Below are 22970 nucleotides of genomic sequence, written 5' to 3' on the forward strand. Positions count from 1 at the left end.
TCAGTCCGCGGGAACCCCCGCGCTCCACGCGGACCAGTTGCCCACGATCGCATCCACCAGCGGGCGTCCCGCGATCAGGAGATTGCCGGTAGCGATCGGGAAACCGCCCGACTCGGCATTCAACGAGGCGTAAGCGGTCTGCCCCTGGTAGGGCCGATCGAAATTGGAGGCCGTGCGGAGAACCGCCACGCGCTGCAGGTCGAGCAGCCCCGCGCTGGCGCCTCGCTTCAATGCCTCGTAGGTGGCGTTGTCTTCCTGCTGGGTGGTGCAGTACTTGCCCTGCCCGTCGGTCACGAGCGAAACCCAGCGCGTGGCGGTTTCGCCCAGGAACCTGCCGTGCCAGTAGGTGTCCCCGGCCGCGGTGTCGCATTGCAGGACCGACGGGCGGGCCTTGGCGGTTGGCTGCGAATACCTGGCGCGGTAGGCGCGTGCCTTGTCGTTGTCGGCCAGCGGCGCATTGGCCGACAGCTTCAGGGCCTTCTGCAGCAGCTTCTCGTTGAGGCGGAAGACCTCGGTCCGGTATTCGAACTTGGGCTTCGAGTCCGGATCTTTGGCGCCGATGCCGAAGTAGCCAGAGCGCCAGGTCGATGGCATTTCACGCGCATCTATCTCGTGCGCGATGCCGAAGTCGACCAGGAACCTGGCCCAGGTGGCAGAACCGATGGTCGAGACATTCGGGTCAACGCCCGCGATGCCGGCCACGAGGAAGTAAGTCTTCGAGAGGTCGAACTTCCCGCTGAACACCAGTGCCGTGATGGAAGCCGCCGCGTTGGTATGGCCCATGCCGGTGGTGACCTGGCACACCGAATCGGCGTTGCACCGGACCAGCGGATCCTCGGCGGACAGGCCGGGCACCTTGATCTCCCGGGTCAGCTTCAGCGGCTCGAACCACACCTGTGCCTCGGGCTTGAACATGCTGATGATGAGAACCTTCACTGCAATCTGCTGCGGCGCCTTTGCGCCGGGAGCGTCGGTAGCGCAGCCGAACAGCAGCGTTGTCGCGAAGGCAACGAATGCCGCCTTCGCGCCAAACCAGGTCACGCGTTGAAAAACTGACATTCGCCTTCTCCTTCTTGAGCCCAAAGAGATCGCAATTTACAGGCCAAAAAAAAGCTGCCCGAAGGCAGCTTTTCTGATCATCGAGATTCGACGGAAGCTCAGCGAGCCGTGATCGGCTTCACGTCGCGCTTCGGCGAACCTTCGAACAGCTGGCGCGGGCGGCCGATCTTGTACTCGGGGTCGCCGATCATTTCGTTCAGCTGGGCGATCCAGCCGACCGTGCGGGCCAGCGCGAAGATCGCGGTGAACAGCGGCACCGGGATGCCGATGGCGCGCTGTACGATGCCCGAGTAGAAGTCGACGTTCGGGTACAGCTTGCGCGACACGAAGTACTCGTCTTCCAGGGCGATCTTTTCCAGTTCCTTGGCGAGCTTGAACAGCGGGTCTTGTTCCAGGCCCAGCTCGGTCAGCACTTCGTTGCAGGTTTCCTGCATCAGCTTGGCGCGCGGGTCGTAGTTCTTGTACACGCGGTGGCCGAAGCCCATCAGCTTGACGTTCGAGTTCTTGTCCTTGACCTTCTTGATGAACTCGCCGATCTTCTCCACGCCACCTTCCTTCTGGATGTCGTAGAGCATGTTCAGCGCCGCTTCGTTGGCGCCGCCGTGGGCGGGGCCCCAGAGGCAGGCCACGCCGGCCGCGATGGCCGCGAAGGGGTTCGTGCCCGACGAGCCGCACAGGCGCACCGTCGAGGTCGAGGCGTTCTGCTCGTGGTCTGCGTGCAGGATGAAGATGCGGTCGAGCGCGCGCTCGAGCACCGGGTTCACCTTGTACTCTTCGCACGGCGTGGCGAACATCATGTGCAGGAAGTTGCCGGCGTAGCTCAGGTCGTTCTTCGGGTACATGTACGGCTGGCCGATCGTGTACTTGTAGGCCATGGCCACGAGCGTGGGCATCTTCGCGATCAGGCGGATCGCGGCGATCTCGCGGTGCTCGGGATTGTTGATGTCCGTGCTGTCGTGATAGAAGGCCGACAGGGCGCCCACCAAGCCGGTCATGATGGCCATCGGATGCGCGTCGCGGCGGAAGCCGCGCAGGAAGAACTGCATCTGCTCGTTCACCATCGTGTGGTTGGTCACGAGCTTGGTGAAGTTGGCCTTCTTGGCCGTGTCCGGCAGTTCACCGTACAGCAGCAGGTGGCAGGTCTCCATGAAGTCGCAGTTGGTCGCGAGCTGCTCGATGGGGTAGCCGCGATACAGCAGCTCGCCCTTGTCGCCATCGATGTACGTGATGGCCGACTGGCAGGCGGCGGTCGACATGAAGCCCGGGTCGTAGGTGAACATGCCGGTCTGTGCGTACAGCTTGCGGATATCGATCACGTCGGGGCCCACGGTGCCCTTGTAGATCGGCAGTTCGACGCTGTCGCCGCCGTTGCTGAACGACAGCGTGGCCTTGGTATCGGATGCTTTCATTTCGGTTTACTTTCAGAGGTGGATTCAGGACGAAGGAGAGATTGCGGGACGCTGCGCGCCGTCGGTACGCATCAGCTGCAGCAATGCGACCACCTCGGCCCCGGCCCATGCGGGCTCGGGCTCCTTCCTGCGCAGAAGGAGGTCAAGGAGGTCGTTGTCCGACAGGTCCATCAGTGTCTCCATCGCTCCCGCTTGACCCACGGTCATGCGGAATTCGTGCCGCTCGAAGAAGCGGGCGATGAACAGGTCGTTCTCGAGCAGTCCGCGCCGGCAGCGCCATTTGAGCTTGCTCAGCGCACGTTCACTGAGCAGGTCGGCGGAGTCGGCGGCGGGTTGCATGGTGGCTTCTCGAACAAATGGATCAGGGTCAGATGGCGCGGCGCACCATCAATTCCTTGATCTTGCCGATGGCCTTGGTCGGGTTCAGGCTCTTCGGGCACACGTCCACGCAGTTCATGATCGTGTGGCAGCGGAACAGGCGGTACGGGTCTTCCAGGTTGTCCAGGCGCTCGGCGGTGGCTTCGTCGCGGCTGTCGGCGATGAAGCGGTAGGCCTGCAGCAGGCCGGCGGGGCCCACGAACTTGTCGGGGTTCCACCAGAAGCTCGGGCAGCTCGTGGAGCAGCTCGCGCACAGGATGCACTCGTACAGGCCGTTGAGCTCTTCGCGCTCTTCGGGCGACTGCAGGCGTTCCTTCTCGGGCGGCACGGTGTCGTTCTGCAGGTACGGCTTGATCGAGTTGTACTGCTTGAAGAACTGCGTCATGTCCACGATCAGGTCGCGGATGACGGGCAGGCCCGGCAGCGGCTTGAGCACGACGGTGCCCTTGAGCGTGTTCATGTTGGTCAGGCAGGCCAGACCGTTCTTGCCGTTGATGTTCATCGCATCGGAGCCGCAGACGCCTTCGCGGCACGAGCGGCGGAACGAGAGCGTAGGGTCTTGCGCCTTGAGCTTCATGAGGGCGTCGAGCAGCATGCGCTCGTGGCCGTCGAGTTCGATCTCGACCGTCTGCATGTAGGGCTTGGCGTCCTTGTCCGGGTCGTAGCGGTAAATCTGGAATGTGCGCTTCATCGTAGTGACCTTGTGAATGCTTTGTGTGAGCTGACTGTGAGCCGTTCTCTTAGAACGTGCGGACCTTGGGTGGAACCGAGGCCACGGTGAGCGGCTGCAGCTTGACCGGCTTGTACGAGAGGCGGTTGTCCTGGCTGTACCAGAGCGTGTGCTTCATCCAGTTGACGTCGTCGCGGCCGAGCGGTGCGACAGGGTCGTCCGCCGGGCGTTCGTAGTCTTCGACCGTGTGGGCGCCGCGGCATTCCTTGCGGGCGGCGGCCGAAACCATGGTGGCCTGCGCCACTTCGATCAGGTTGTCGACTTCCAGCGCTTCGATGCGGGCGGTGTTGAACACCTTCGACTTGTCCTTCAGGCCGATGGCCTTGACGCGCTCGCGCACGGCGGCGATCTTGGTCACGCCTTCGTCCATCGAGGCCTGCTTGCGGAACACTGCCGCATGTTGCTGCATGACGGCGCGGATCTCGCCGGCCACGTCCTGGGCGTATTCGCCGGTGGTGGTCGATTCGAGGCGGTTCAGGCGCTCCAGCGTGCGGTCGGCCGCATCGTTGGGCAGGGGCTTGTGTTCCTTGAGCTTGTCGTTGAACTCGACGATGTGGTTGCCGGCCGCGCGGCCGAACACCAGCAGGTCGAGCAGCGAGTTCGTGCCCAGGCGGTTGGCGCCGTGCACGCTCACGCAGGAGCATTCGCCCACGGCGTAGAGGCCGTTCACCACTGCGCTGTTCTCTTCACCCTTCTGGATGACGACCTGGCCGTGGATGTTGGTCGGGATGCCGCCCATCTGGTAGTGGATGGTGGGCACGACCGGAATCGGTTCCTTCGTGATGTCGACGTTGGCGAAGTTGACGCCGATTTCGTACACCGAGGGCAGGCGCTTGTGGATGGTTTCGGCGCCCAGGTGGTCGAGCTTGAGCAGCACGTAGTCCTTGTTGGGGCCGCAGCCTCGGCCTTCCTTGATTTCCTGGTCCATCGAGCGCGACACGAAGTCGCGCGGCGCCAGGTCTTTCAGGGTGGGCGCATAGCGCTCCATGAAGCGTTCGCCGTTGCTGTTCAGCAGGATCGCGCCTTCGCCGCGGCAGCCTTCGGTCAGCAGCACGCCTGCGCCGGCCACGCCGGTCGGGTGGAACTGCCAGAACTCCATGTCCTGCAGCGGAATGCCCGAGCGGGCCGCCATGCCGAGGCCGTCGCCGGTGTTGATGAAGGCGTTGGTCGAGGCCTGGAAGATGCGGCCTGCGCCGCCGGTGGCCAGCAGCACGGTCTTGGCCTGCAGGATGTGCAGGTCGCCGGTTTCCATTTCGAGCGCGGTCACGCCGACCACGTCGCCTTCGTCGTCACGGATGAGGTCGAGTGCCATCCATTCGACGAAGAACTGGGTGCGGGCTTCGACGTTCTTCTGATAGAGCGTGTGCAGCATCGCGTGGCCGGTACGGTCGGCCGCGGCGCAGGCGCGCTGCACGGGCTTCTCGCCGTAGTTGGCCGTGTGGCCGCCGAACGGACGCTGGTAGATGGTGCCGTCGGGATTGCGGTCGAAGGGCATGCCGAAGTGTTCGAGCTCGTACACGACCTTCGGGGCTTCACGGCACATGAACTCGATCGCGTCCTGGTCGCCGAGCCAGTCGGAGCCCTTGATCGTGTCGTAGAAGTGGTAGTGCCAGTTGTCTTCGCTCATGTTGCCGAGCGATGCGCCCACGCCACCTTGAGCGGCGACGGTGTGCGAACGGGTCGGGAACACCTTGGAGAGCACGGCCACGTTGAGGCCGGCACGGGCGAGTTGCAGCGAGGCGCGCATGCCGGAGCCGCCGGCACCGACGATCACGACGTCGAACTTGCGCTTGGTGATTTTTTCTTTTGTGTAGGTCATGGTGGGGTCAGATCTTCCAAAGCACTTGAATGGCCCAACCCGCACAACCGACAAGCCAGACGATGGTGAAAATTTGCAGCACGAGACGGATGCCGACGGGCTGGACGTAGTCCATCCAGACGTCGCGCATGCCGACCCACACGTGGTAGAGCAGGGCGACGATCACGGAGAACGTGAGCACCTTCATCCACTGCGCGGCGAAGATGCCGGCCCAGAGGTCGTAGCCGATGGGGCCGCGGGTGAAGATCAGTTGCGCGAGCAGCACGATCGTGAAGAGCGCCATCAGGCCGCCCGTGATGCGCTGGCTGAGCCAGTCGCGCAGACCGTAGTGCGCGCCGACGACGATGCGCTTGGAGCCGTAATTCACAGACATGGTTGGCTCCTTCTCAGTACAGGCCGAACAGCTTGGCGCCGAGCACCACGGTGAGCAGGATGCTCAGTGCCAGCGTGACGACGGCCGAGGTGTGGCCGAATTCCTTGGTCACGGCGGCGTGGCTCACGTCCATCCAGAGATGGCGCAGGCCGGCGATGAAGTGGTGCAGGTAGGCCCAGATGAGCGCGAGCGCGACCAGCTTGAAGAACCACCCCGGAACGAAACCAAGGCCGCTGTTGAAGGCGGCCTTGAACTTGGCGAACGAATAGTCGGAAGACAGCGAGGTGTCGAACATCCAGATGATGAACGGCAGCAGCAGGAACATCAGCACGCCGCTGACGCGATGCAGGATCGACACGATGCCGGCCGGCGGCAGCCGGTAGGTCGTGAGGTCGGTGAAGGCATTGATGTTGCGGAATTCGCGACGCGGAGGCCGGGGGGGAGTTGCAAGCTCTGTCATTGGGGGAAGTGCTTTCGTGGCTTTTGTGACTTGTTGGCTTGTTCTGAGAGCGAACGCTTTTGTTTCTTCTGCGGAAATGCAAACAACGCAAAATTCTATTGCAATGCACCATCGCGCAGCGGACATGCACGAGTCGGCGCACCGTTGCAGTCGGATGCTATTGACTTCGTAGCGCAATGCGCAGCTTGTATGCGCACATCGGCGCGGCGGTATTCGGCCTTCGTCTGCATCGGGATCAGCCCAGCTGGTTCCTGTAGTGGTGCGTGTCGGTGCGATAGAGCCCGCGACGCAGCTCCATCGGCATGTCATGGTAGGTGTGCGCCACGCGTTCCACGCTCAACAGGGGCATCTGCAGCGTCACGTCGAGCAGCGCGGCCTGTTCGGCATCGGGCAGCACGGCGCGGATTTTTTCTTCTGCGCGCACCATGCGCACGCCGAACTCGGTTTCGAACAACGCGTACATCGGGCCGGGCCACGCGCGCAGCCGCTCGGCGGTGAGCCCCTTGAAGGGCGCACCGGGCAGCCAGAGGTCTTCGAGAATGGTGGGCACGCCGCCATAGGCGAGCACGCGCCGCACCTGCAGCACCGCGTCGCCCGTACGCAGGCCGAGCGCGCGCGCCACGTCGGCCGATGCGCGCTGGCGCTTGCAGTCGACGATGGTGCGCACCGCCGGGCCCTCGGTGTTCGGGTCGCCCGCATCGGGCACGAGCTTGAGGAAGCGGTACTGCACATGCTGCTCGGCATGCGTGGCGACGAAGGTGCCCTTGCCCTGGCGGCGCACCACGAGGTTTTCGGCAGAGAGTTCGTCGATGGCCTTGCGCACCGTGCCCTGGCTCACCCGATAGCGCACGGCCAGATCCATCTCGCTCGGGATGGGCTCGCCAGGCTTCCACTCGCCCGCCTGCAGGCTCTGCAGGATCAATGTCTTGATCTGCTGGTAGAGCGGACTGAAGGACGGCGTCGCGGGCTCGTCGAATGTGGTGGGCGTGTTCATGGCAGCGGTGGGGTGCGCCTTGGCGGACCCCCAGAGGATATCTTATATAAGACATAAGACGAGGCTCATTGAATCGGCTTAAAATGCGGCCGGTCTCGCGCTGCGGGAAGTATTCCCAGCCCGCAGAACCCCTGGCGCCCCACGAGAGCGCCGACACCGTTTCATTACCTTCTGGAGTCTTCCCATGAGCAAAAAGCCCGTCCGCGTTGCCGTCACCGGTGCCGCCGGTCAAATCGGTTACGCCCTGTTGTTCCGTATCGCCTCCGGTGAAATGCTCGGCAAAGACCAGCCGGTCATCCTGCAACTGCTCGAAATCCCCGACGAGAAGGCCCAGAAGGCGCTCAAGGGCGTGATGATGGAACTCGACGACTGCGCCTTCCCGCTGCTGGCCGGCATGGAAGCCCACGGCGACCCGATGACCGCCTTCAAGGACGCCGACTACGCACTGCTCGTCGGTTCGCGCCCCCGCGGTCCCGGCATGGAACGTGCCGAACTGCTGGCCGTCAACGGCGCCATCTTCACCGCGCAAGGCAAGGCCCTCAACGCCGTCGCCAGCCGCAACGTCAAGGTGCTGGTGGTCGGCAACCCGGCCAACACCAACGCCTACATCGCCATGAAGAGCGCTCCCGACCTGCCGCGCAAGAACTTCACCGCCATGCTGCGCCTGGACCACAACCGTGCCGCCAGCCAGATCGCCGCCAAGACCGGCAAGGCCGTGGCCGACATCGAGAAGCTCACCGTCTGGGGCAATCACTCGCCCACGATGTACGCCGACTATCGCTTCGCCACCATCAACGGCGAAAGCGTCGCCAAGATGATCAACGACCAGGAATGGAACGCCAACACCTTCCTGCCGACCGTCGGCAAGCGCGGCGCTGCCATCATCGAAGCACGCGGCCTGTCGTCGGCTGCCTCGGCTGCCAACGCCGCCATCGACCACATGCGCGACTGGGCCCTGGGCACCAACGGCAAGTGGGTCACCATGGGCATTCCGTCGGACGGCCAGTACGGCATTCCGAAGGACGTGATGTTCGGCTTCCCGGTCACATGCGAAAACGGTGAATACAAGCTGGTCGAAGGCCTCGAGATCGATGCATTCAGCCAGGAACGCATCAACAAGACCCTGGAAGAACTGGAAGGCGAACGCGCCGGCGTCGCTCACCTGCTCTAAAGCACGACCAGCCAGCATGCTCGACTGGAACCCCGCGCTCTACCGTCGCTACGAGGACGAGCGCACCCGACCCGCACAGGAGCTCCTGGCGCGGGTGCCACTGACCGAGGCCGCCCGCGTGGTCGACCTCGGGTGCGGACCGGGCAACTCCACCGAGCTGCTGGTCAACCGGTTTCCGAAGGCGCAAGTCCTCGGAACCGACAACTCCGAAGCCATGCTTGTCAGCGCGCGCGAGCGCCTGCCGCAGGCGCGCTTCGAGTTGAGCGACATTGCGACCTGGGCGCCGCAATCCCAGGAAGAAGCGCCCGACCTCATTTATGCCAACGCGTCCCTGCAGTGGGTGCCCGATCACGAAAAGCTGATCCCGCGCCTGTTCGACGCGCTGGCCCCGGGTGGCGTGCTCGCCATCCAGATGCCCGACAACCGCCAGGAGCCCACGCATCGCCTGATGCGTGCGTTGGCCGCTGAAGCACCGTGGGCCGAACGCATCGGCGACGCCGACAAGCTGCGCACCCTGCTGCTCGACCTCGGTGGCTACTACGACCTGCTGGCGCCGCGTGCGGTGCACGTCGATGTCTGGCACACGATCTACCGGCACCGCATGGCCGATGCCGCATCCATCGTCGAATGGGTGCGCGGCACGGGGCTGAAGCCTTTCGTCGACCGACTGCCGCCGGACCTGCAGGCGAGCTACCTCGCCGAGTACGAGCGTCGAGTGAACGAAGCCTATCCGGCGCGCACCGACGGCAAGCGGCTGCTCGCCTTTCCGCGCATGTTCATCGTGGCGCAGAAAAAGGCATGACGAAGACGGCGCATCCCGCTGAAGTACTGCTCGGCGCACAAGCCGGCGCCGTGACGCTGCCCGTGTGCGACCACTACAGCGGCGTCGAGGCGCGCATGAAGAAGAGCCTCGCGCTCCAGGTCGAAATGGCCGAGGAGTTCGGCGCCTGCGTGTTCGACGTTACCCTCGATTGCGAAGACGGCGCCCCGGTGGGCGGCGAAGCCGAGCATGCCGCGCTCGTCACCGAACTGGCGCTGGCCGCCAGGCCCGGCATGCGCGTCGGCGTGCGCGTGCACCCCGTCGACCATCCCGCCTTTGCCGGCGACGTGATCACCATTGCCGGCCGTGCCGCCCAGCGCCTGAGCCATTTGATGGTGCCGAAGGTCGAATCGGTGGCCGATGTGTTGCAGGCTGTCGCGGCGCTCGAAGCGGCCGATGCCGATGCATTGCCGCTGCACGTGCTGATCGAGTCGCCGCTCGCCGTGCACAACGCCTTCGAGATTGCCGCCCATCCGCGCGTGCAGTCGCTGAGCTTCGGCCTGATGGATTTCGTCTCGGCCCACGCCGGCGCGATCCCCGCCGATGGCATGGGTGCGGCAGGGCAGTTCAGCCACCCGCTGGTGGTGCGCGCCAAGCTGGCCATCGCATCGGCCGCGCATGCCTACGGCAAGGTGCCTTCGCACTGCGTGGTCACCGAGTTCAGCAACACCGATGCCATGCGCACGGCGGCCCGCAAGGCGGCCACCGAATTCGGCTACACGCGCATGTGGAGCATCCACCCGAACCAGATCCGCCCCATCCTCGAGGCCTTTGCGCCCGACGAGGCGCAGATTCAAGTTGCCACACAAATCATTGCAAAAGCGGCGCTTGCTGATTGGGCTCCGACACAAATTGATGGCACATTGCACGACCGCGCGAGCTACCGCCACTTTTGGCAGGTCTTGACGCGCGCCCACGCAACAGGGCGCGCGTTGCCCCCCGAGGCGAAAGCCTGGTTTGCGCTCGCGGCCTCCTGAAACTCTCTGAATCCAGCCTCAAGGAAACCCACACATGAAGAAAATTGCCCTGATCGCCGCCGTCGCCCTGGCCCTGCCGCTTGCAGCAGTCGCGCAGGACGCCAAGCCCGCGGCCAAGCCTGCGGCAAAGGCCGAAGCCAAGAAGACGCCTCCCAAGCGCCAGGTCACCCGCAAGGCGGCCAAGGCTGTCGAGGAAGTCACGCCGATCGCCGACGACACCAACGTCGTGCTCACCGATGCCGACCTGGCTGTCGCCCAGCGCGTGTCGATCGGCCGCGCCCAGTGCGAACTCGGCGCCGACGTGACCGTCACGCCCGACGAGAAGAAGCCCGGCTTCTTCACCGTGACCACCAAGGGCCTGAAGTACCGCATGCACCCGGTCGAAAGCCGCACCGGCGCCATCCGCCTCGAAGACCCGCGTGCCGGCGCCATGTGGCTCCAGCTCGGCAACAAGTCGATGCTGATGAATCAGAAGGCCGGCCTGCGCATTGCCGATGAATGCCAGACCGACGCCCAGGTCGCATTTGCCGCAGAAATGAAGAAGAACCCGCCGAAGGCCCTGTTCGAAGGCGCCGACGGCGAAAAGAAGTAAGTAACGAAACGGCGTGCGGCGCGGCTCTTGCTTGCCGTACTGCACGCCCGCCAGCTCAGTTTCCGGAGAAAAGAAGATGTTGCAAGCCTACGTTGACCATGTTGCCGAACGCGCCGCGCTCGGTATCCCGCCGCTGCCCTTGAGCGCGAAGCAGACCTCTGAAGCAATCGAGCTCCTCAAGAGCGCGAACGCCAAGGACGGCGCCTTCCTGCTCGACCTGCTCACCTATCGCGTGCCCGCCGGCGTCGACGACGCCGCCAAGGTCAAGGCGAGCTACCTCGCGGCCGTGGCCCACGGCACCGAGAAGAGCGAGTTCATTTCGCGCGCCCGCGCAACTGAACTGCTCGGCACCATGCTCGGCGGCTACAACATCAGCCCCATGATCGACCTGCTCGACGACGCTGAAGTCGGCGCTGTGGCAGCAGAAGGCCTGAAGAAAACCCTGTTGATGTTCGACCAGTTCCACGACGTCAAGGAAAAGGCCGACAAGGGCAACGCCAACGCCAAGGGCGTGCTGCAAAGCTGGGCCGATGCCGAGTGGTTCACCAGCCGTCCCGAAGTGCCCGAGAGCATCACCGTCAGCATCTTCAAGGTGGCCGGCGAAATCAACACCGACGACCTGTCGCCCGCACCCGACGCGACGACCCGTCCCGACATTCCGATGCACGCCCTCGCGATGCACAAGAACGCACGCCCGGGCATCGTTCCCGAAGAAGACGGCAAGCGCGGCCCCGTGAAGTTCATCGAAGACCTGCGCGCCCGCGGCCACCTCGTGGCCTATGCCGGCGACGTGGTCGGCACGGGTTCTTCGCGCAAGAGCGCGACCAACTCGGTGCTCTGGTTCACCGGCGAAGACATTCCCTTCGTGCCGAACAAGCGCTTCGGCGGCGTCTGCCTCGGCGGCAAGATCGCTCCCATCTTCTACAACACCATGGAAGACTCGGGCGCGCTGCCCATCGAGCTCGACGTGGCGCAAATGAACATGGGCGACGTGGTCGAGCTGCGTCCCTACGAAGGCAAGGCGCTGAAGGACGGCAAGGTCATCGCCGAGTTCCAGGTCAAGAGCGACGTGCTGTTCGACGAAGTGCGCGCCGGCGGCCGCATTCCGCTGATCATCGGCCGCGGCCTGACGGCCAAGGCGCGCGAGGCGCTGGGCCTGCCTGTGTCGACGCTGTTCCGCCTGCCGCAAAGCCCGGTCGACACCAAGAAGGGCTTCTCGCTGGCACAGAAGATGGTCGGCCGCGCCTGCGGCCTGCCAGAAGGCCAGGGCGTTCGCCCGGGCACGTACTGCGAACCCAAGATGACCTCGGTCGGCTCGCAGGACACCACCGGCCCGATGACGCGCGACGAACTGAAGGACCTGGCTTGCCTGGGCTTCTCGGCCGACCTCGTCATGCAGTCGTTCTGCCACACGGCGGCGTACCCCAAGAAGGTCGACGTCAAGATGCACCACGAACTGCCCGAGTTCATGGCCAACCGCGGCGGCGTGTCGCTGCGTCCTGGCGACGGCGTGATCCACTCGTGGCTCAACCGCCTGCTGACGCCCGACACCGTGGGCACGGGCGGCGACAGCCACACCCGCTTCCCCATCGGCATCAGCTTCCCGGCGGGTTCGGGCCTCGTGGCCTTTGCTGCCGCCACCGGCGTGATGCCGCTGGACATGCCCGAATCGGTGCTCGTGCGCTTCAAGGGCAAGATGCAACCCGGCGTGACGCTGCGTGACCTGGTCAACGCAATTCCGCTGTATGCCATCAAGTCCGGCCTGCTGACGGTCGAGAAGAAGGGCAAGAAGAACATCTTCTCGGGCCGCATCCTCGAAATCGAAGGCCTGCCCGACCTGAAGGTGGAACAAGCCTTCGAGCTGAGCGACGCCTCGGCCGAACGCTCGGCCGCCGGCTGCACGGTGCACCTGAACAAGGAGCCGATCATCGAGTACATCAACAGCAACATCACGCTGATGAAGTGGATGATTGCCGAAGGCTACGCCGATGCCCGCACGCTGCAACGCCGCATCGCCGCGCAGGAAGCCTGGCTTGCGGACCCGCAACTGCTCAAGGGCGATGCCGACGCTGATTACGCCGCCGTGATCGAGATCGACCTGGCCGAGATCCACGAACCCATCGTGGCCTGCCCGAACGACCCCGATGACGTGAAGACGCTCAGCGACGTGGCCGGCGCCGTGATCGACGAAGTGTTCATCGGTTCGTGCATGACCAACATCGGCCACTTCCGCGCCGCGTCGAAGCTGCTCGAAGGCAAGCGCGACATCCCGGTCAAGCTGTGGATCGCTCCGCCCACCAAGATGGACGCGCAGCAGCTCACCGAGGAAGGCCACTACGGCGTGTTCGGCAATGCCGGTGCCCGCACTGAAATGCCGGGCTGCTCGCTGTGCATGGGCAACCAGGCACAGGTGCGCGAAGGCGCGACGGTGATGTCGACCAGCACGCGCAACTTCCCCAACCGCCTGGGCAAGAACACCAACGTGTACCTCGGTTCGGCCGAACTGGCCGCCATCTGCTCGCGCCTGGGTCGCATCCCGACCCGCGAGGAGTACATGGCCGCCACGGGCGTGCTCGATGCGTCCAGCGCGCAGATCTACCAGTACCTGAACTTCGACAAGATCGAGGACTACAAGGGCGTGGCGGACACGGTCGCGGCCTGATCTTCTTCGGATCGCTCCAACCAGAAAGCCCCGCTTCGGCGGGGCTTTTTTGTGGGCGATGTGCCTTCGTTCAGCTCAGAGCGAGGGCGCGTTGGGCTGCAGGTACTCCTGGCCCGTGAGCACCATCTTCGCGCCGACCGGGCCGCCCACCGCATGGGGCAGGGAGGTCAGCAGCGAGTTGGCGAAGTCGCCGCGGTACAGCTTGGCGCCCTGGTGTGTCAGGTTGGAATTGGCGTCGATGTAGATCGACTCGCCCAGCCCCGACCACAGGCGGCAGAAGCCGTAGTCCTCCGAGAGATAGCGGCGCGTCTGCGGGTCGACCATCACGTCGAAGAAGCGGTAGTGCAGGCCCAGGTCGGCCTCGCCGATGCTGTCGGGCACGTAGGCGAGGTCGGGGTAGCTCGCCATGAGCCGCTCGAACACGGCGCGCTTGATCACCATGAATCCGGTCGGTGCCTCGGTCATCTCCATGAAGCCGTCGGGCTGGATCTTGAGTTCGACCTGCGAAGTGGTCTCCGAGGCCTTGGCGTTGACCGTGTAGCGGGTGAAGGTGGCCTCGAACTGCTGCTGCGTCGTGCCCGCGGCCACGCCGCCGTCGGGCCAGTTCTCCCGCTTGAGCGGATAGACGCCGGCCGCGATGTCGTAGCCCGACAGCAGCAACCGGAAGGCCGCCTGCGCCGAGAAGCCGATGTCGGCGTCGATCCAGAACAGGTGGGTCCATTGCGGATTGGCGAGGAACTGGGCCACGCAGTTGTTCCGCGCACGCGTCACCAGGCTCTCGCCCTGGTGCATCAGCACCTGCATGCGCATGCCGGCGCGCTCGGCCTGGACAGTGAAGTTCAGCATCGAGGCGACGTAGTTCTGGAAGAACTTGCCGTCGTGGCTCGGCGTCACGACCACGGGAAAGAACTGCCGGAGTTCGGACGGGTCAAGCATTTCGGGCTCCGTGTGCCTGTCTATCGGGCGGGGCGCTGCATCAGGCCGAGCAGCAGGTTGTTGTAGACCTCGGTGGCCGCGGCGTTGCCGGGGAGGTAGCGGTCGATCAGGCTGCGCTGGCGCTCGCGATAGGCGGCTGCCTGCGCATCATGCGTGTCGATGGCTTCGAGCACCCGGGCGCTGCCGCCGGCCACGTCGTTGCCCTGGTAGTAGTAGCCGAGGTCCGCGCACAGGTGCGCGTTGTGCACCAGCGGGTAGCCCTGCCAGCAGGTTTCCAGGTAGAAATAGTTGAGCGGGTTCTCCCACTGGTGCGAAACCACGATGTCGGTGTTCTGCGCGAGGAACACGGGCGTTTCATGTCGGCCCAGGAAGACCGCCTTGTGCTCGCGGACCAGGTCGAGTTGGTTCATCAGCGTGATGAACTCCATGTTCTCCCTGGCCAGCCGTTCGGCATTGGTGACCTGCAGCAGCGCGATGGCTTCGGGCCGGGCGCGGTAGGCCAGCTCGGCGATCAGTACCGGGTAGAGGCAGAACTTCACCACGTTGATGTTCGGCTCCATCACGCTGAGGCGGCGCGGCCCGGTGTGCGGCTGGTAGACGCCGGCGTCGGGCAGGGCTCGCGTGCGTTCGTCCAGGAATACCGGGCTCCACACGAAAGGCACGGGGCGCGCCTCGGCCCGGCGCAGCACCTCGAAGTACGGCTGGCTGATGTTCGCCACCTGCGGAACCATCCAGATGTCGTCGTAGCGCTGGTTCACGAACAGGTTCTGCCCCCAGAGCGGCTTGTTGAACAGCATCGACTCCATGGCGTGCACGTATTCGAAGCCGCAGCAGTAGGACACCAGCCGCGCGCCGCGCTGCTTCAGGTAGTCGGTCTGCGCCGGGTCGATCTGGCCGCCGAGCTCGATCAGCACGTCCACGTTGTCCTTGGCCGCCTCGAAGGTCACGGTAGGCCAGCGTGTCTGGTCCCAGGGCAGGGCCGGGGTGATCGGGATCGCCGTGGTGTTGACCAGTACCACCGAGGCCACATCCGGGCAGTGCTTCAGTGCTTCCGCCAGGAACACGGCGTTTTGCTTGATGCCGTTGTTCCAGAGGGTTTCGGCCTCGTGGTGGAGGCCGATGGTGATGCCGATGCGCAGCTGAATGGCGGACCTCATTTAATTGTTTCAAGAATGTTAATTGCCATCCGCGGCGATTGGAGATCGCTTTCTGGGATTGGCAATTAATTAACTGCTATGTGACGAAATTCCTATTTCAGCGGGCTTTGTCATTCTTCGAAGCTTGCAAAGAGCAGACGTACTGTTCTTTGAGTAGGCGGAGAGAAGAAGGAGAAAGAGGGCTTATCGGCGAAGTTGTGTGAAAAAAGTCCGCTGAAGCCGCGCTTTGGATTCTATGTGGCCTCCCGCTTTCAGTGGCTTGTCGGCAACCCTCGGGCCTGAATGAGTTCACTCATATTTCATTTTTGTGAACTAAATCATTGGTTCGAAATTTCCCTATTGCGGCATGCGAACTGAAATGTAAACAAGTCCGTACATTCCAGCATTCCTGTAATCGAGGCACTCCCAAGCGCGTGCCTTCAGCGATGGAACCTGACGCAGGGGCATCGCATTTTTTGTCGATCTGAACCCGTCAATCCATTCACCGCGAGCCGAACAGTAAATGAACAAGTCATACAGAAGCATATGGAACGAAGCCCTGGGAGCATGGGTGGCGGCTTCCGAGCTCACCTCGGCGCGCGGCAAGCGAAGCGGTAGCGCGAAGCGGTCGACATTCCGTCTCCTGGCCGTGGCGGCCATCTATGGGGTGATGCAGGGCGCAGCCGGGGTGGCGTACGCCAACGTCATCAATACCGACGGCACCTGTGTGACGGGATCGAGTGGCATCGTCGGCCGCGTGAATCCCGGAAGCACCAGTGGAGCGACCGGTGCACCGACGCAAGACGGTACCGGCACCTACTCGCTGGTGGCGGGATGCAACGCGACCGGTACGGGCTCGACCGCGGTGACCGTGTACGGCGCGTTCGCCCAGGGCCGGGCAACCGGGGCTTCCGCATTCGGCTTCCTCAGCAACGCGAGCGGCAAGTGGAGCAGCGCCTACGGGCTGGAGTCGAGCGCGGGTGGCATCTCCAGCATCGCGATGGGCTTCGGCAGCAACGCTGCCGCGCTCAATTCCGTAGCCATCGGCGGCGCTGGCGGGGACGGCACCACCCCGCTGACCGTTGCCAACTCGACCACCGCCTCGGGCAGTGGGGCGGTGGCCATCGGCAGCAACGCGACCAAGGGCGCGCAGGCGACCGCGACGGATTCCATCGCCATCGGCGGCCAGGCTTTTGTCAGTTCCGGGGCTACTTCGGGCGTAGCCATCGGCCGCGGCGCCAACGTCGCGGGTACCAGTGCGATTGCGCTCGGTGACGGCGCGAACGCGATCGGCAGCAATGCCATCGCCATCGGCACGAATGCCAACGCTGCGACCACCGGCGCCTCGAATCTTGCGATCGGCTGGGGCGCCGTGGCGACGGGTACGGCTGCATCGTTGGGCGATTCCACCGCCGTTGGCACAGGTGCCAAGGCCACCGGCCAGGATTCGACCGCCGTCGGCGGCCAGACCACGGCCAGTGCCTTGAACACGCTGGCGATCGGCAACAACGGCACCACGGCTTCTGCCAGCGGCGCGACCGCCTTCGGGGTGGGAGCCAAGGCCACGGGCCAGAACTCGCTGGCAGCGGGCAATGGCACGCTGGCTTCGAACACCGGCTCCATCGCCATCGGCAGCAACACCACCGACGTGGCAAAGTCGGCGGCCGTCGACGGCATCGCCATCGGCGGTCAGTCTTCGGTGGCGGCTGCCGCCAACTCCGGTATCGCGGTCGGTCGCGGCTCGATCGTCAGCGGCACAGCCGGTGTTGCCGTTGGCGACGGCGCCAATGCGTCGGCCCTCAACGCGGTAGCCCTCGGCGTTTCTGCCATTGGCTCTGGCGCCAACGCAGTCGCGGTCGGCGCCGGTGCCAAGGCCAATGGCGGCGGCGCGACGGCCTTCGGCAACAACGCCAATGCAGCCTTCGGCAACGACATGGCTTTCGGCACCAACGCGCGTGCCGTTGGCGATGCATCGGGACTGGCACCTTCGACCGCTTTCGGCAACAGCGCAAATGCCACGGGCAGCGGTTCCACGGCATTCGGGACCCTTTCGAATGCCCAGGGCGCCACCTCCGCAGCTATCGGTTATGCCGCGCAGACCGGCGCCGGTGCAACAAACGGCCTGGCGGTCGGCACCAATGCTTCTTCCATGGGTGACCGCAGCGCTGCCATTGGCTCGGGAGCCAACGCCACAGGCGCCTACTCCGTGGCCCTTGGCCGGACAGCGAATTCGTTCGCTGACGGATCTACCGCGATTGGCTCCAACTCCGTTGGCGGGGCGAAGGCGCTTGCGAACGATTCGATCGCCATTGGTGGGCAGTCCGCTGTCGCTGCGACGGCAACCTCCGGCATTGCTGTCGGACGTGGCTCAGCCGTCAATGGCGCGTCCGGCATTGCTGTCGGCGACAGCGCCAATGCAGCGTATGCAAACAGCGTCGCAATTGGCGCGGGCAGCGTGACCGGCGCCGCGGCGCCTACCGGCAAGGGGTTCCTCACCAACACCAACGCGCCTGCGTCCGAGGTCTCGGTGGGTTCGTCTTCCGCCCTGCGGCGAATCACGAACGTTGCCGATGGCGCGGCGCCCCAGGACGCTGTGACCGTAGCTCAGTTGAGCACGGGCATGAGCACTACCGCGAGCAGCATCGGCAGCCTGTCCACGGGCCTGAGCACAACGAACAGCAATGTGACCAGCCTGTCGACTTCGACGTCTACCGGTCTGAGCACTGCGACGAGCAACATCGGCAGCCTTTCGACCGGGCTCAGCACGACCAACAGCAGGGTTTCCAGCCTGTCGACCTCGACTTCGACCGGTCTGAGCACTGCGACGAGCAGTATCGGCAGCCTGTCGACTGGTTTGAGCACGACCAACAGCACCGTCAGCAGCCTGTCCACTGGCCTGAGCGCGTCGGCGAGCAGCATCGGCAGCCTGTCGACCGGCTTGAGCAGCACGAACAGCAGCGTGACCAGCCTGTCCACGTCGACCTCGACGGGTCTGAGTACGGCGACTAGCGGCATTGGCAGCCTGTCCACTGGCCTGAGCACGACAAACAGCAATGTCTCCAGCCTGTCGACGTCGACCTCGACCGGTTTGAGCACCGCGACGAGCAGCATCGGCAGCCTGTCGACTGGCCTGAGCACCACGAACAGCAACGTGACCAGCTTGTCGACCTCGACGTCGACCGGTCTGAGCACAGCGACGAGCAGCATCGGTAGCTTGTCGACTGGCCTGAGCACCACAAACAGCAACGTGACCAGCTTGTCGACCTCGACGTCGACCGGTCTGAGTACAGCGACGAGCAGCATCGGCAGCTTGTCGACTGGCCTGAGCACCACGAACAGCAACGTCACCAGTCTGTCGACCTCGACCTCCACAGGTCTGAGCACCGCGACCAGCAGCATCGGCAGTCTGTCTACAGGCCTGAGCACGACCAACAGCAACGTTGCGAGCCTGTCGACTTCGACCTCGACGGGTCTGAGCACCGCCACGAGCAGCATTGGCAGCCTGTCTACCGGCTTGAGCACGACGAACAGCAACGTGACCAGCCTGTCCACCGGCTTGAGCACCGCAACGAGCGGCATCGGCAGCCTGTCGACTGGCCTGAGCACGACCAACAGCAACCTTGGCACCCTGAGCTCGTCGGTCAGCTCGATCTACAACACCGGTACGAAGTACTTCCACGCCAACAGCACCGGCGCGGACAGCCAGGCCAACGGCGCCGACAGCGTGGCCATCGGCCAGAACGCGATCTCCAACGGCGACAACAGCGTGGCGGTCGGCAAGAACGCCCAGACCACCAAGCCTGACAGCGTGGCGCTGGGTGCGAACTCGGTTGCGAGCGTGGGCGCGTTGGCCAACTACGACGCGTTCGGCCTGACGAGCAAGCAAAGCTCATCGGGTGAAGTGAACGTGGGCAACCGCCAGATCACAGGCGTGGCGCCGGGCAGCGCGGACCAGGACGCCGTCAACGTCCTGCAAGTCAAGACAGTCACAGCTTCGTTGTCGAGCAGCATCGGCACCGCGACGAGCAGCATTGCCAGCCTTTCGACGGGCCTGAGCACGACGAACAGCAATGTGACCAGTCTGTCGACCTCGACGTCGACGGGTCTGAGCACAGCGACAAGTAGCATCGGTAGCCTGTCCACTGGCTTGAGCACGACAAACAGCAACGTGACCAGTCTGTCGACCTCGACGTCGACCGGTCTGAGCACAGCCACCAGCAGCATCGGCAGCTTGTCTACCGGCTTGAGCACGACCAACAGCAATGTGACCAGTCTGTCGACCTCGACGTCGACTGGTCTGAGCACTGCGACGAGCAGCATTGGTAGCCTGTCGACTGGCTTGAGCACGACGAACAGCAATGTGACCAGCCTGTCGACTTCGACCTCCACGGGCCTGAGCACAGCGACAAGCAGCATCGGCAGCCTGTCTACCGGCTTGAGCACGACCAACAGCAATGTGACCAGTCTGTCGACCTCGACGTCGACTGGTCTGAGCACTGCGACGAGCAGCATCGGTAGCCTGTCGACTGGCCTGAGCACCACGAACAGCAACGTGACCAGCCTGTCGACGTCGACCTCGACCGGGCTGAGCACTGCGACGAGCAGCATTGGTAGCCTGTCTACAGGTTTGAGCACGACGAATAGCAACGTGACCAGCCTGTCGACTTCGACCTCCACGGGCCTGAGCACAGCGACAAGCAGCATCGGCAGCCTGTCTACCGGCTTGAGCACGACGAACAGCAATGTGACCAGCTTGTCGACTTCAACGTCGACCGGTCTGAGCACTGCCACGAGCAGCATTGGTAGCTTGTCTACCGGCTTGAGCACGACCAACAGCAATGTGACCAGTCTGTCGACCTCGACCTCGACTGGCCTGAGCACTGCGACGAGCAGCATTGGTAGCCTGTCTACAGGTTTGAGCACGACGAATAGCAACGTGACCAGCCTGTCGACTTCGACGTCGACGGGTCTGAGCACTGCGACGAGCAGCATCGGTAGTCTGTCCACCGGCTTGAGCACGACGAACAGTAATGTGACCAGCCTGTCGACTTCGACGTCGACTGGCCTGAGCACAGCCACAAGCAGCATCGGCAGCCTGTCGACCGGCCTGAGCACGACGAACAGTAATGTGACCAGCCTGTCGACTTCGACGTCGACGGGTCTGAGCACGGCGACCAGCAACATCGGCAGCCTGTCGACTGGCCTGAGCACCGCGACCAGCAACATCGGTAGCCTGTCGACTGGCTTGAGCACGACGAACAGCAATGTCACCAGCCTGTCGACTTCGACCTCGACTGGCCTGAGCACAGCCACAAGCAGCATCGGCAGCCTGTCCACGGGCCTGAGCACGACGAACAGTAATGTGACCAGTCTGTCGACCTCGACGTCGACCGGTCTGAGCACGGCGACCAGCAACATCGGCAGCCTGTCGACTGGCCTGAGCACCACGAACAGCAACGTGACCAGCCTGTCGACTTCAACGTCGACCGGGCTGAGCACCGCCACCAGCAACATCGGCAGCCTGTCCACCGGCCTCAGCACCGCCAACAGCAGCATCGGCAGCCTGTCCACGGGCGTCGCGAACTCGGTCCAGTACGACGATGCGACTCACACCAAGGTCACGCTGGGCGGCGCTGGTGCGACATCGCCGGTCATCCTGACCAACGTTGCCGCGGGTGTGAACCCCACCGACGCGGTGAACTTCAGCCAACTGACTTCGCTGTCGACCTCGGTTTCCAGCGGTATTGCCAGCCTGTCGACTTCCACCTCGACTGGCTTGAGCACGGCGACGAGCAGCATCGGCAGCCTGTCCACCGGCCTGAGCACGACGAACAGCAACGTCTCGAGCCTGTCGACCTCGACCTCCACGGGCCTGAGCACCGCCACGAGCAGCATCGACAGCCTGTCTACGTCGACCTCGACGGGCCTGAGCACGGCGACCAGCAGCATCGGCAGCCTGTCGACCGGTCTGAGCACGACGAACAGCAGCGTCTCCAGCCTGTCGACTTCGACCTCCACAGGGCTGAGCACCGCCACAAGCAGCATCGGCAGTTTGTCCACATCGACTTCGACGGGCATCAGCAGCCTGTCGACCGGCCTGAGCACGACCAACAGCAACGTTTCCAGCCTCTCGACTTCGAGCTCCACGGGCCTGAGCACTGCTACGAGCAGCATCGACAGCCTGTCCACGTCGACTTCGACGGGCCTGAGCACGGCGACCAGCAGCATCGGCAGCCTGTCGACCGGCCTGAGCACGACAAACAGCAATGTGACCAGCCTCTCGACCTCGGTCTCCACGGGTCTGAGCACTGCCACGAGCAGCATCGACAGCTTGTCGACTTCGACTTCGACGGGCCTGAGCACGGCGACCAGCAGCATCAGCAGCCTGTCGACCGGCCTGAGCACGACGAACAGCAATGTGGCGAGCCTGTCGACGAGCCTGAGCGGTTCGACGAGCGCCATTGCCAGCCTGTCGACTTCGACCTCGACTGGCCTGAGCACCGCCACGAGCAGCATCGACAGCCTGTCCACGTCGACTTCAACAGGCTTGAGCACCGCGACCAGCGGCATCAGCAGCCTGTCGACCGGCTTGAGCACCACCGACAGCAACCTCGCAAGCCTGTCGACCTCGACCTCGTCGGGCCTGAGCACCGCAACCAGCAACATCGCCAGTCTCTCGACCGGCGTCGGCAGCCTGTCGACCAGCCTGAGCACGACCAATGTCAACGTCAACAGCCTGAGCACGTCGGTCAACAACATCTACAACACCGGCACCAAGTACTTCCACGCCAACTCGACGGCGGCAGACGCAGACGCCTCCGGCCAGGAAGCAGTGGCGATCGGCCCGCAGTCGGTGGCCAGCGGCGCCAACTCCTTTGCGGCCGGCAACGGTGCGAAGGCGACGGCCGACGGCGCGGTGGCGGTGGGCTTCGGCGCCCAGGCCACGGGTGCGAACGCGATCGCAATCGGCACAGGGGCGCTGGCCACGGGCTCGCAGGCGATCGGCGTGAACTCCCGCGCGGGCGGCGGCGGCGTGGCGCTGGGCGACAACGCGGATGCCGGCGGCACGCAGCTGAGCAAGGCACAGAACATCTCGCAGGGCACGGCCATCGGCTTCGGCGCGATCGTGACGCAAAGCGGCGGCGTCGCACTGGGCTCGGGCTCGGTGGCTTCCACCGCGGCGGGCGTGGCCGGTTATGTGCCGGGCGGTGCGTCGGCACAGCAGCAGGCAGCCGTCAATGCGACCACCAGCACGCAGGCCGCAGTGTCGGTGGGCGATGCGGCCAGCGGGCAGTACCGCCAGATCACGGGGGTGGCAGCAGGCACGGCCGACAGCGACGCGACCAACGTGGCGCAGCTCAAGGCGTCGGCAGCCGCCGCGAAGGCCGGCAGCGTGCAGTACGCGACCAACCCGGACGGCTCGGTCAACTACAACCAGATCACGCTGGGCAACG

At 64.4% G+C, this 22970-nt stretch carries 15 protein-coding genes and 1 pseudogene; 6 read left to right on the forward strand and 10 right to left on the reverse strand.

Features of this window, described 5'->3' with window-relative positions; genetic code table 11:
* The 8 genes from BLV60_RS02895 to BLV60_RS02930 form a co-directional block, all read right to left on the reverse strand.
* Complete coding sequence (locus BLV60_RS02895; RefSeq protein WP_093049519.1) at positions 1-1059, reverse strand: purine-nucleoside phosphorylase; 1059 nt, start codon at positions 1057-1059, stop codon at positions 1-3.
* A gap of 98 nt (positions 1060-1157) precedes the next feature.
* Positions 1158-2468, reverse strand: a complete 1311-nt coding sequence (gene gltA, locus BLV60_RS02900; protein WP_093049522.1) for a citrate synthase — start codon at positions 2466-2468, stop codon at positions 1158-1160.
* A gap of 24 nt (positions 2469-2492) precedes the next feature.
* Complete coding sequence (locus tag BLV60_RS02905; protein ID WP_093049525.1) at positions 2493-2807, reverse strand: FAD assembly factor SdhE; 315 nt, start codon at positions 2805-2807, stop codon at positions 2493-2495.
* Positions 2808-2835: 28 nt separating this feature from the next.
* Positions 2836-3537: a succinate dehydrogenase iron-sulfur subunit gene (locus BLV60_RS02910; RefSeq protein ID WP_093049529.1), complete on the reverse strand. Its 702-nt coding sequence runs from the start codon at positions 3535-3537 to the stop codon at positions 2836-2838.
* A 49-nt stretch (positions 3538-3586) separates the two neighbouring features.
* A complete protein-coding gene (gene sdhA, locus BLV60_RS02915; RefSeq protein WP_093049532.1) occupies positions 3587-5395 on the reverse strand; it encodes a succinate dehydrogenase flavoprotein subunit in 1809 nt (602 codons plus the stop codon).
* Positions 5396-5402: 7 nt separating this feature from the next.
* Positions 5403-5768, reverse strand: a complete 366-nt coding sequence (gene sdhD / locus BLV60_RS02920; RefSeq protein ID WP_093049535.1) for a succinate dehydrogenase, hydrophobic membrane anchor protein — start codon at positions 5766-5768, stop codon at positions 5403-5405.
* A 13-nt stretch (positions 5769-5781) separates the two neighbouring features.
* Entirely contained in the window at positions 5782-6228 is a 447-nt protein-coding gene (gene sdhC, locus BLV60_RS02925; RefSeq protein WP_093049538.1) for a succinate dehydrogenase, cytochrome b556 subunit, read from the reverse strand.
* 235 nt (positions 6229-6463) lie between these two features.
* A complete protein-coding gene (locus tag BLV60_RS02930) occupies positions 6464-7222 on the reverse strand; it encodes a GntR family transcriptional regulator (protein ID WP_093049541.1) in 759 nt (252 codons plus the stop codon).
* 184 nt (positions 7223-7406) lie between these two features.
* Between BLV60_RS02930 and BLV60_RS02935 the strand changes: the two genes are divergently transcribed.
* From BLV60_RS02935 to BLV60_RS02955, 5 genes are all read left to right on the forward strand, one after another.
* Positions 7407-8393 (forward strand): malate dehydrogenase, encoded by a 987-nt coding sequence (locus BLV60_RS02935; protein ID WP_042578072.1) that lies wholly within the window; start codon positions 7407-7409, stop codon positions 8391-8393.
* Positions 8394-8409: 16 nt separating this feature from the next.
* Complete coding sequence (gene tam, locus BLV60_RS02940) at positions 8410-9195, forward strand: trans-aconitate 2-methyltransferase (protein ID WP_093049544.1); 786 nt, start codon at positions 8410-8412, stop codon at positions 9193-9195.
* Positions 9192-10190, forward strand: coding sequence for an HpcH/HpaI aldolase/citrate lyase family protein (locus BLV60_RS02945; RefSeq protein WP_093049547.1), 999 nt, complete (start codon positions 9192-9194; stop codon positions 10188-10190). Before tam ends, BLV60_RS02945 begins: the two co-directional genes overlap by 4 nt.
* A gap of 34 nt (positions 10191-10224) precedes the next feature.
* The gene (locus BLV60_RS02950) at positions 10225-10782 is read left to right on the forward strand and encodes a hypothetical protein (RefSeq protein ID WP_093049550.1); all 558 of its coding nucleotides are present in this window, start codon (positions 10225-10227) and stop codon (positions 10780-10782) included.
* 76 nt (positions 10783-10858) lie between these two features.
* Entirely contained in the window at positions 10859-13444 is a 2586-nt protein-coding gene (locus tag BLV60_RS02955) for a bifunctional aconitate hydratase 2/2-methylisocitrate dehydratase (RefSeq protein ID WP_093049553.1), read from the forward strand.
* A 75-nt stretch (positions 13445-13519) separates the two neighbouring features.
* Here BLV60_RS02955 and BLV60_RS02960 read toward each other — a convergent pair whose 3' ends face one another.
* Together BLV60_RS02960 and BLV60_RS02965 are read right to left on the reverse strand one after the other, a co-directional pair.
* Positions 13520-14380 (reverse strand): hypothetical protein, encoded by an 861-nt coding sequence (locus BLV60_RS02960; RefSeq protein ID WP_093049555.1) that lies wholly within the window; start codon positions 14378-14380, stop codon positions 13520-13522.
* 20 nt (positions 14381-14400) lie between these two features.
* Positions 14401-15537: a DUF2827 domain-containing protein gene (locus tag BLV60_RS02965; RefSeq protein ID WP_093049558.1), complete on the reverse strand. Its 1137-nt coding sequence runs from the start codon at positions 15535-15537 to the stop codon at positions 14401-14403.
* A gap of 502 nt (positions 15538-16039) precedes the next feature.
* Between BLV60_RS02965 and BLV60_RS34830 the strand changes: the two are divergent.
* A pseudogene (locus BLV60_RS34830) lies at positions 16040-22921 on the forward strand (ESPR-type extended signal peptide-containing protein); the annotation flags it as partial.
* Positions 22922-22970: the final 49 nt, after the last annotated feature.

Source organism: Variovorax sp. YR634, from assembly GCF_900106655.1.
GTDB lineage: Bacteria > Pseudomonadota > Gammaproteobacteria > Burkholderiales > Burkholderiaceae_C > Variovorax.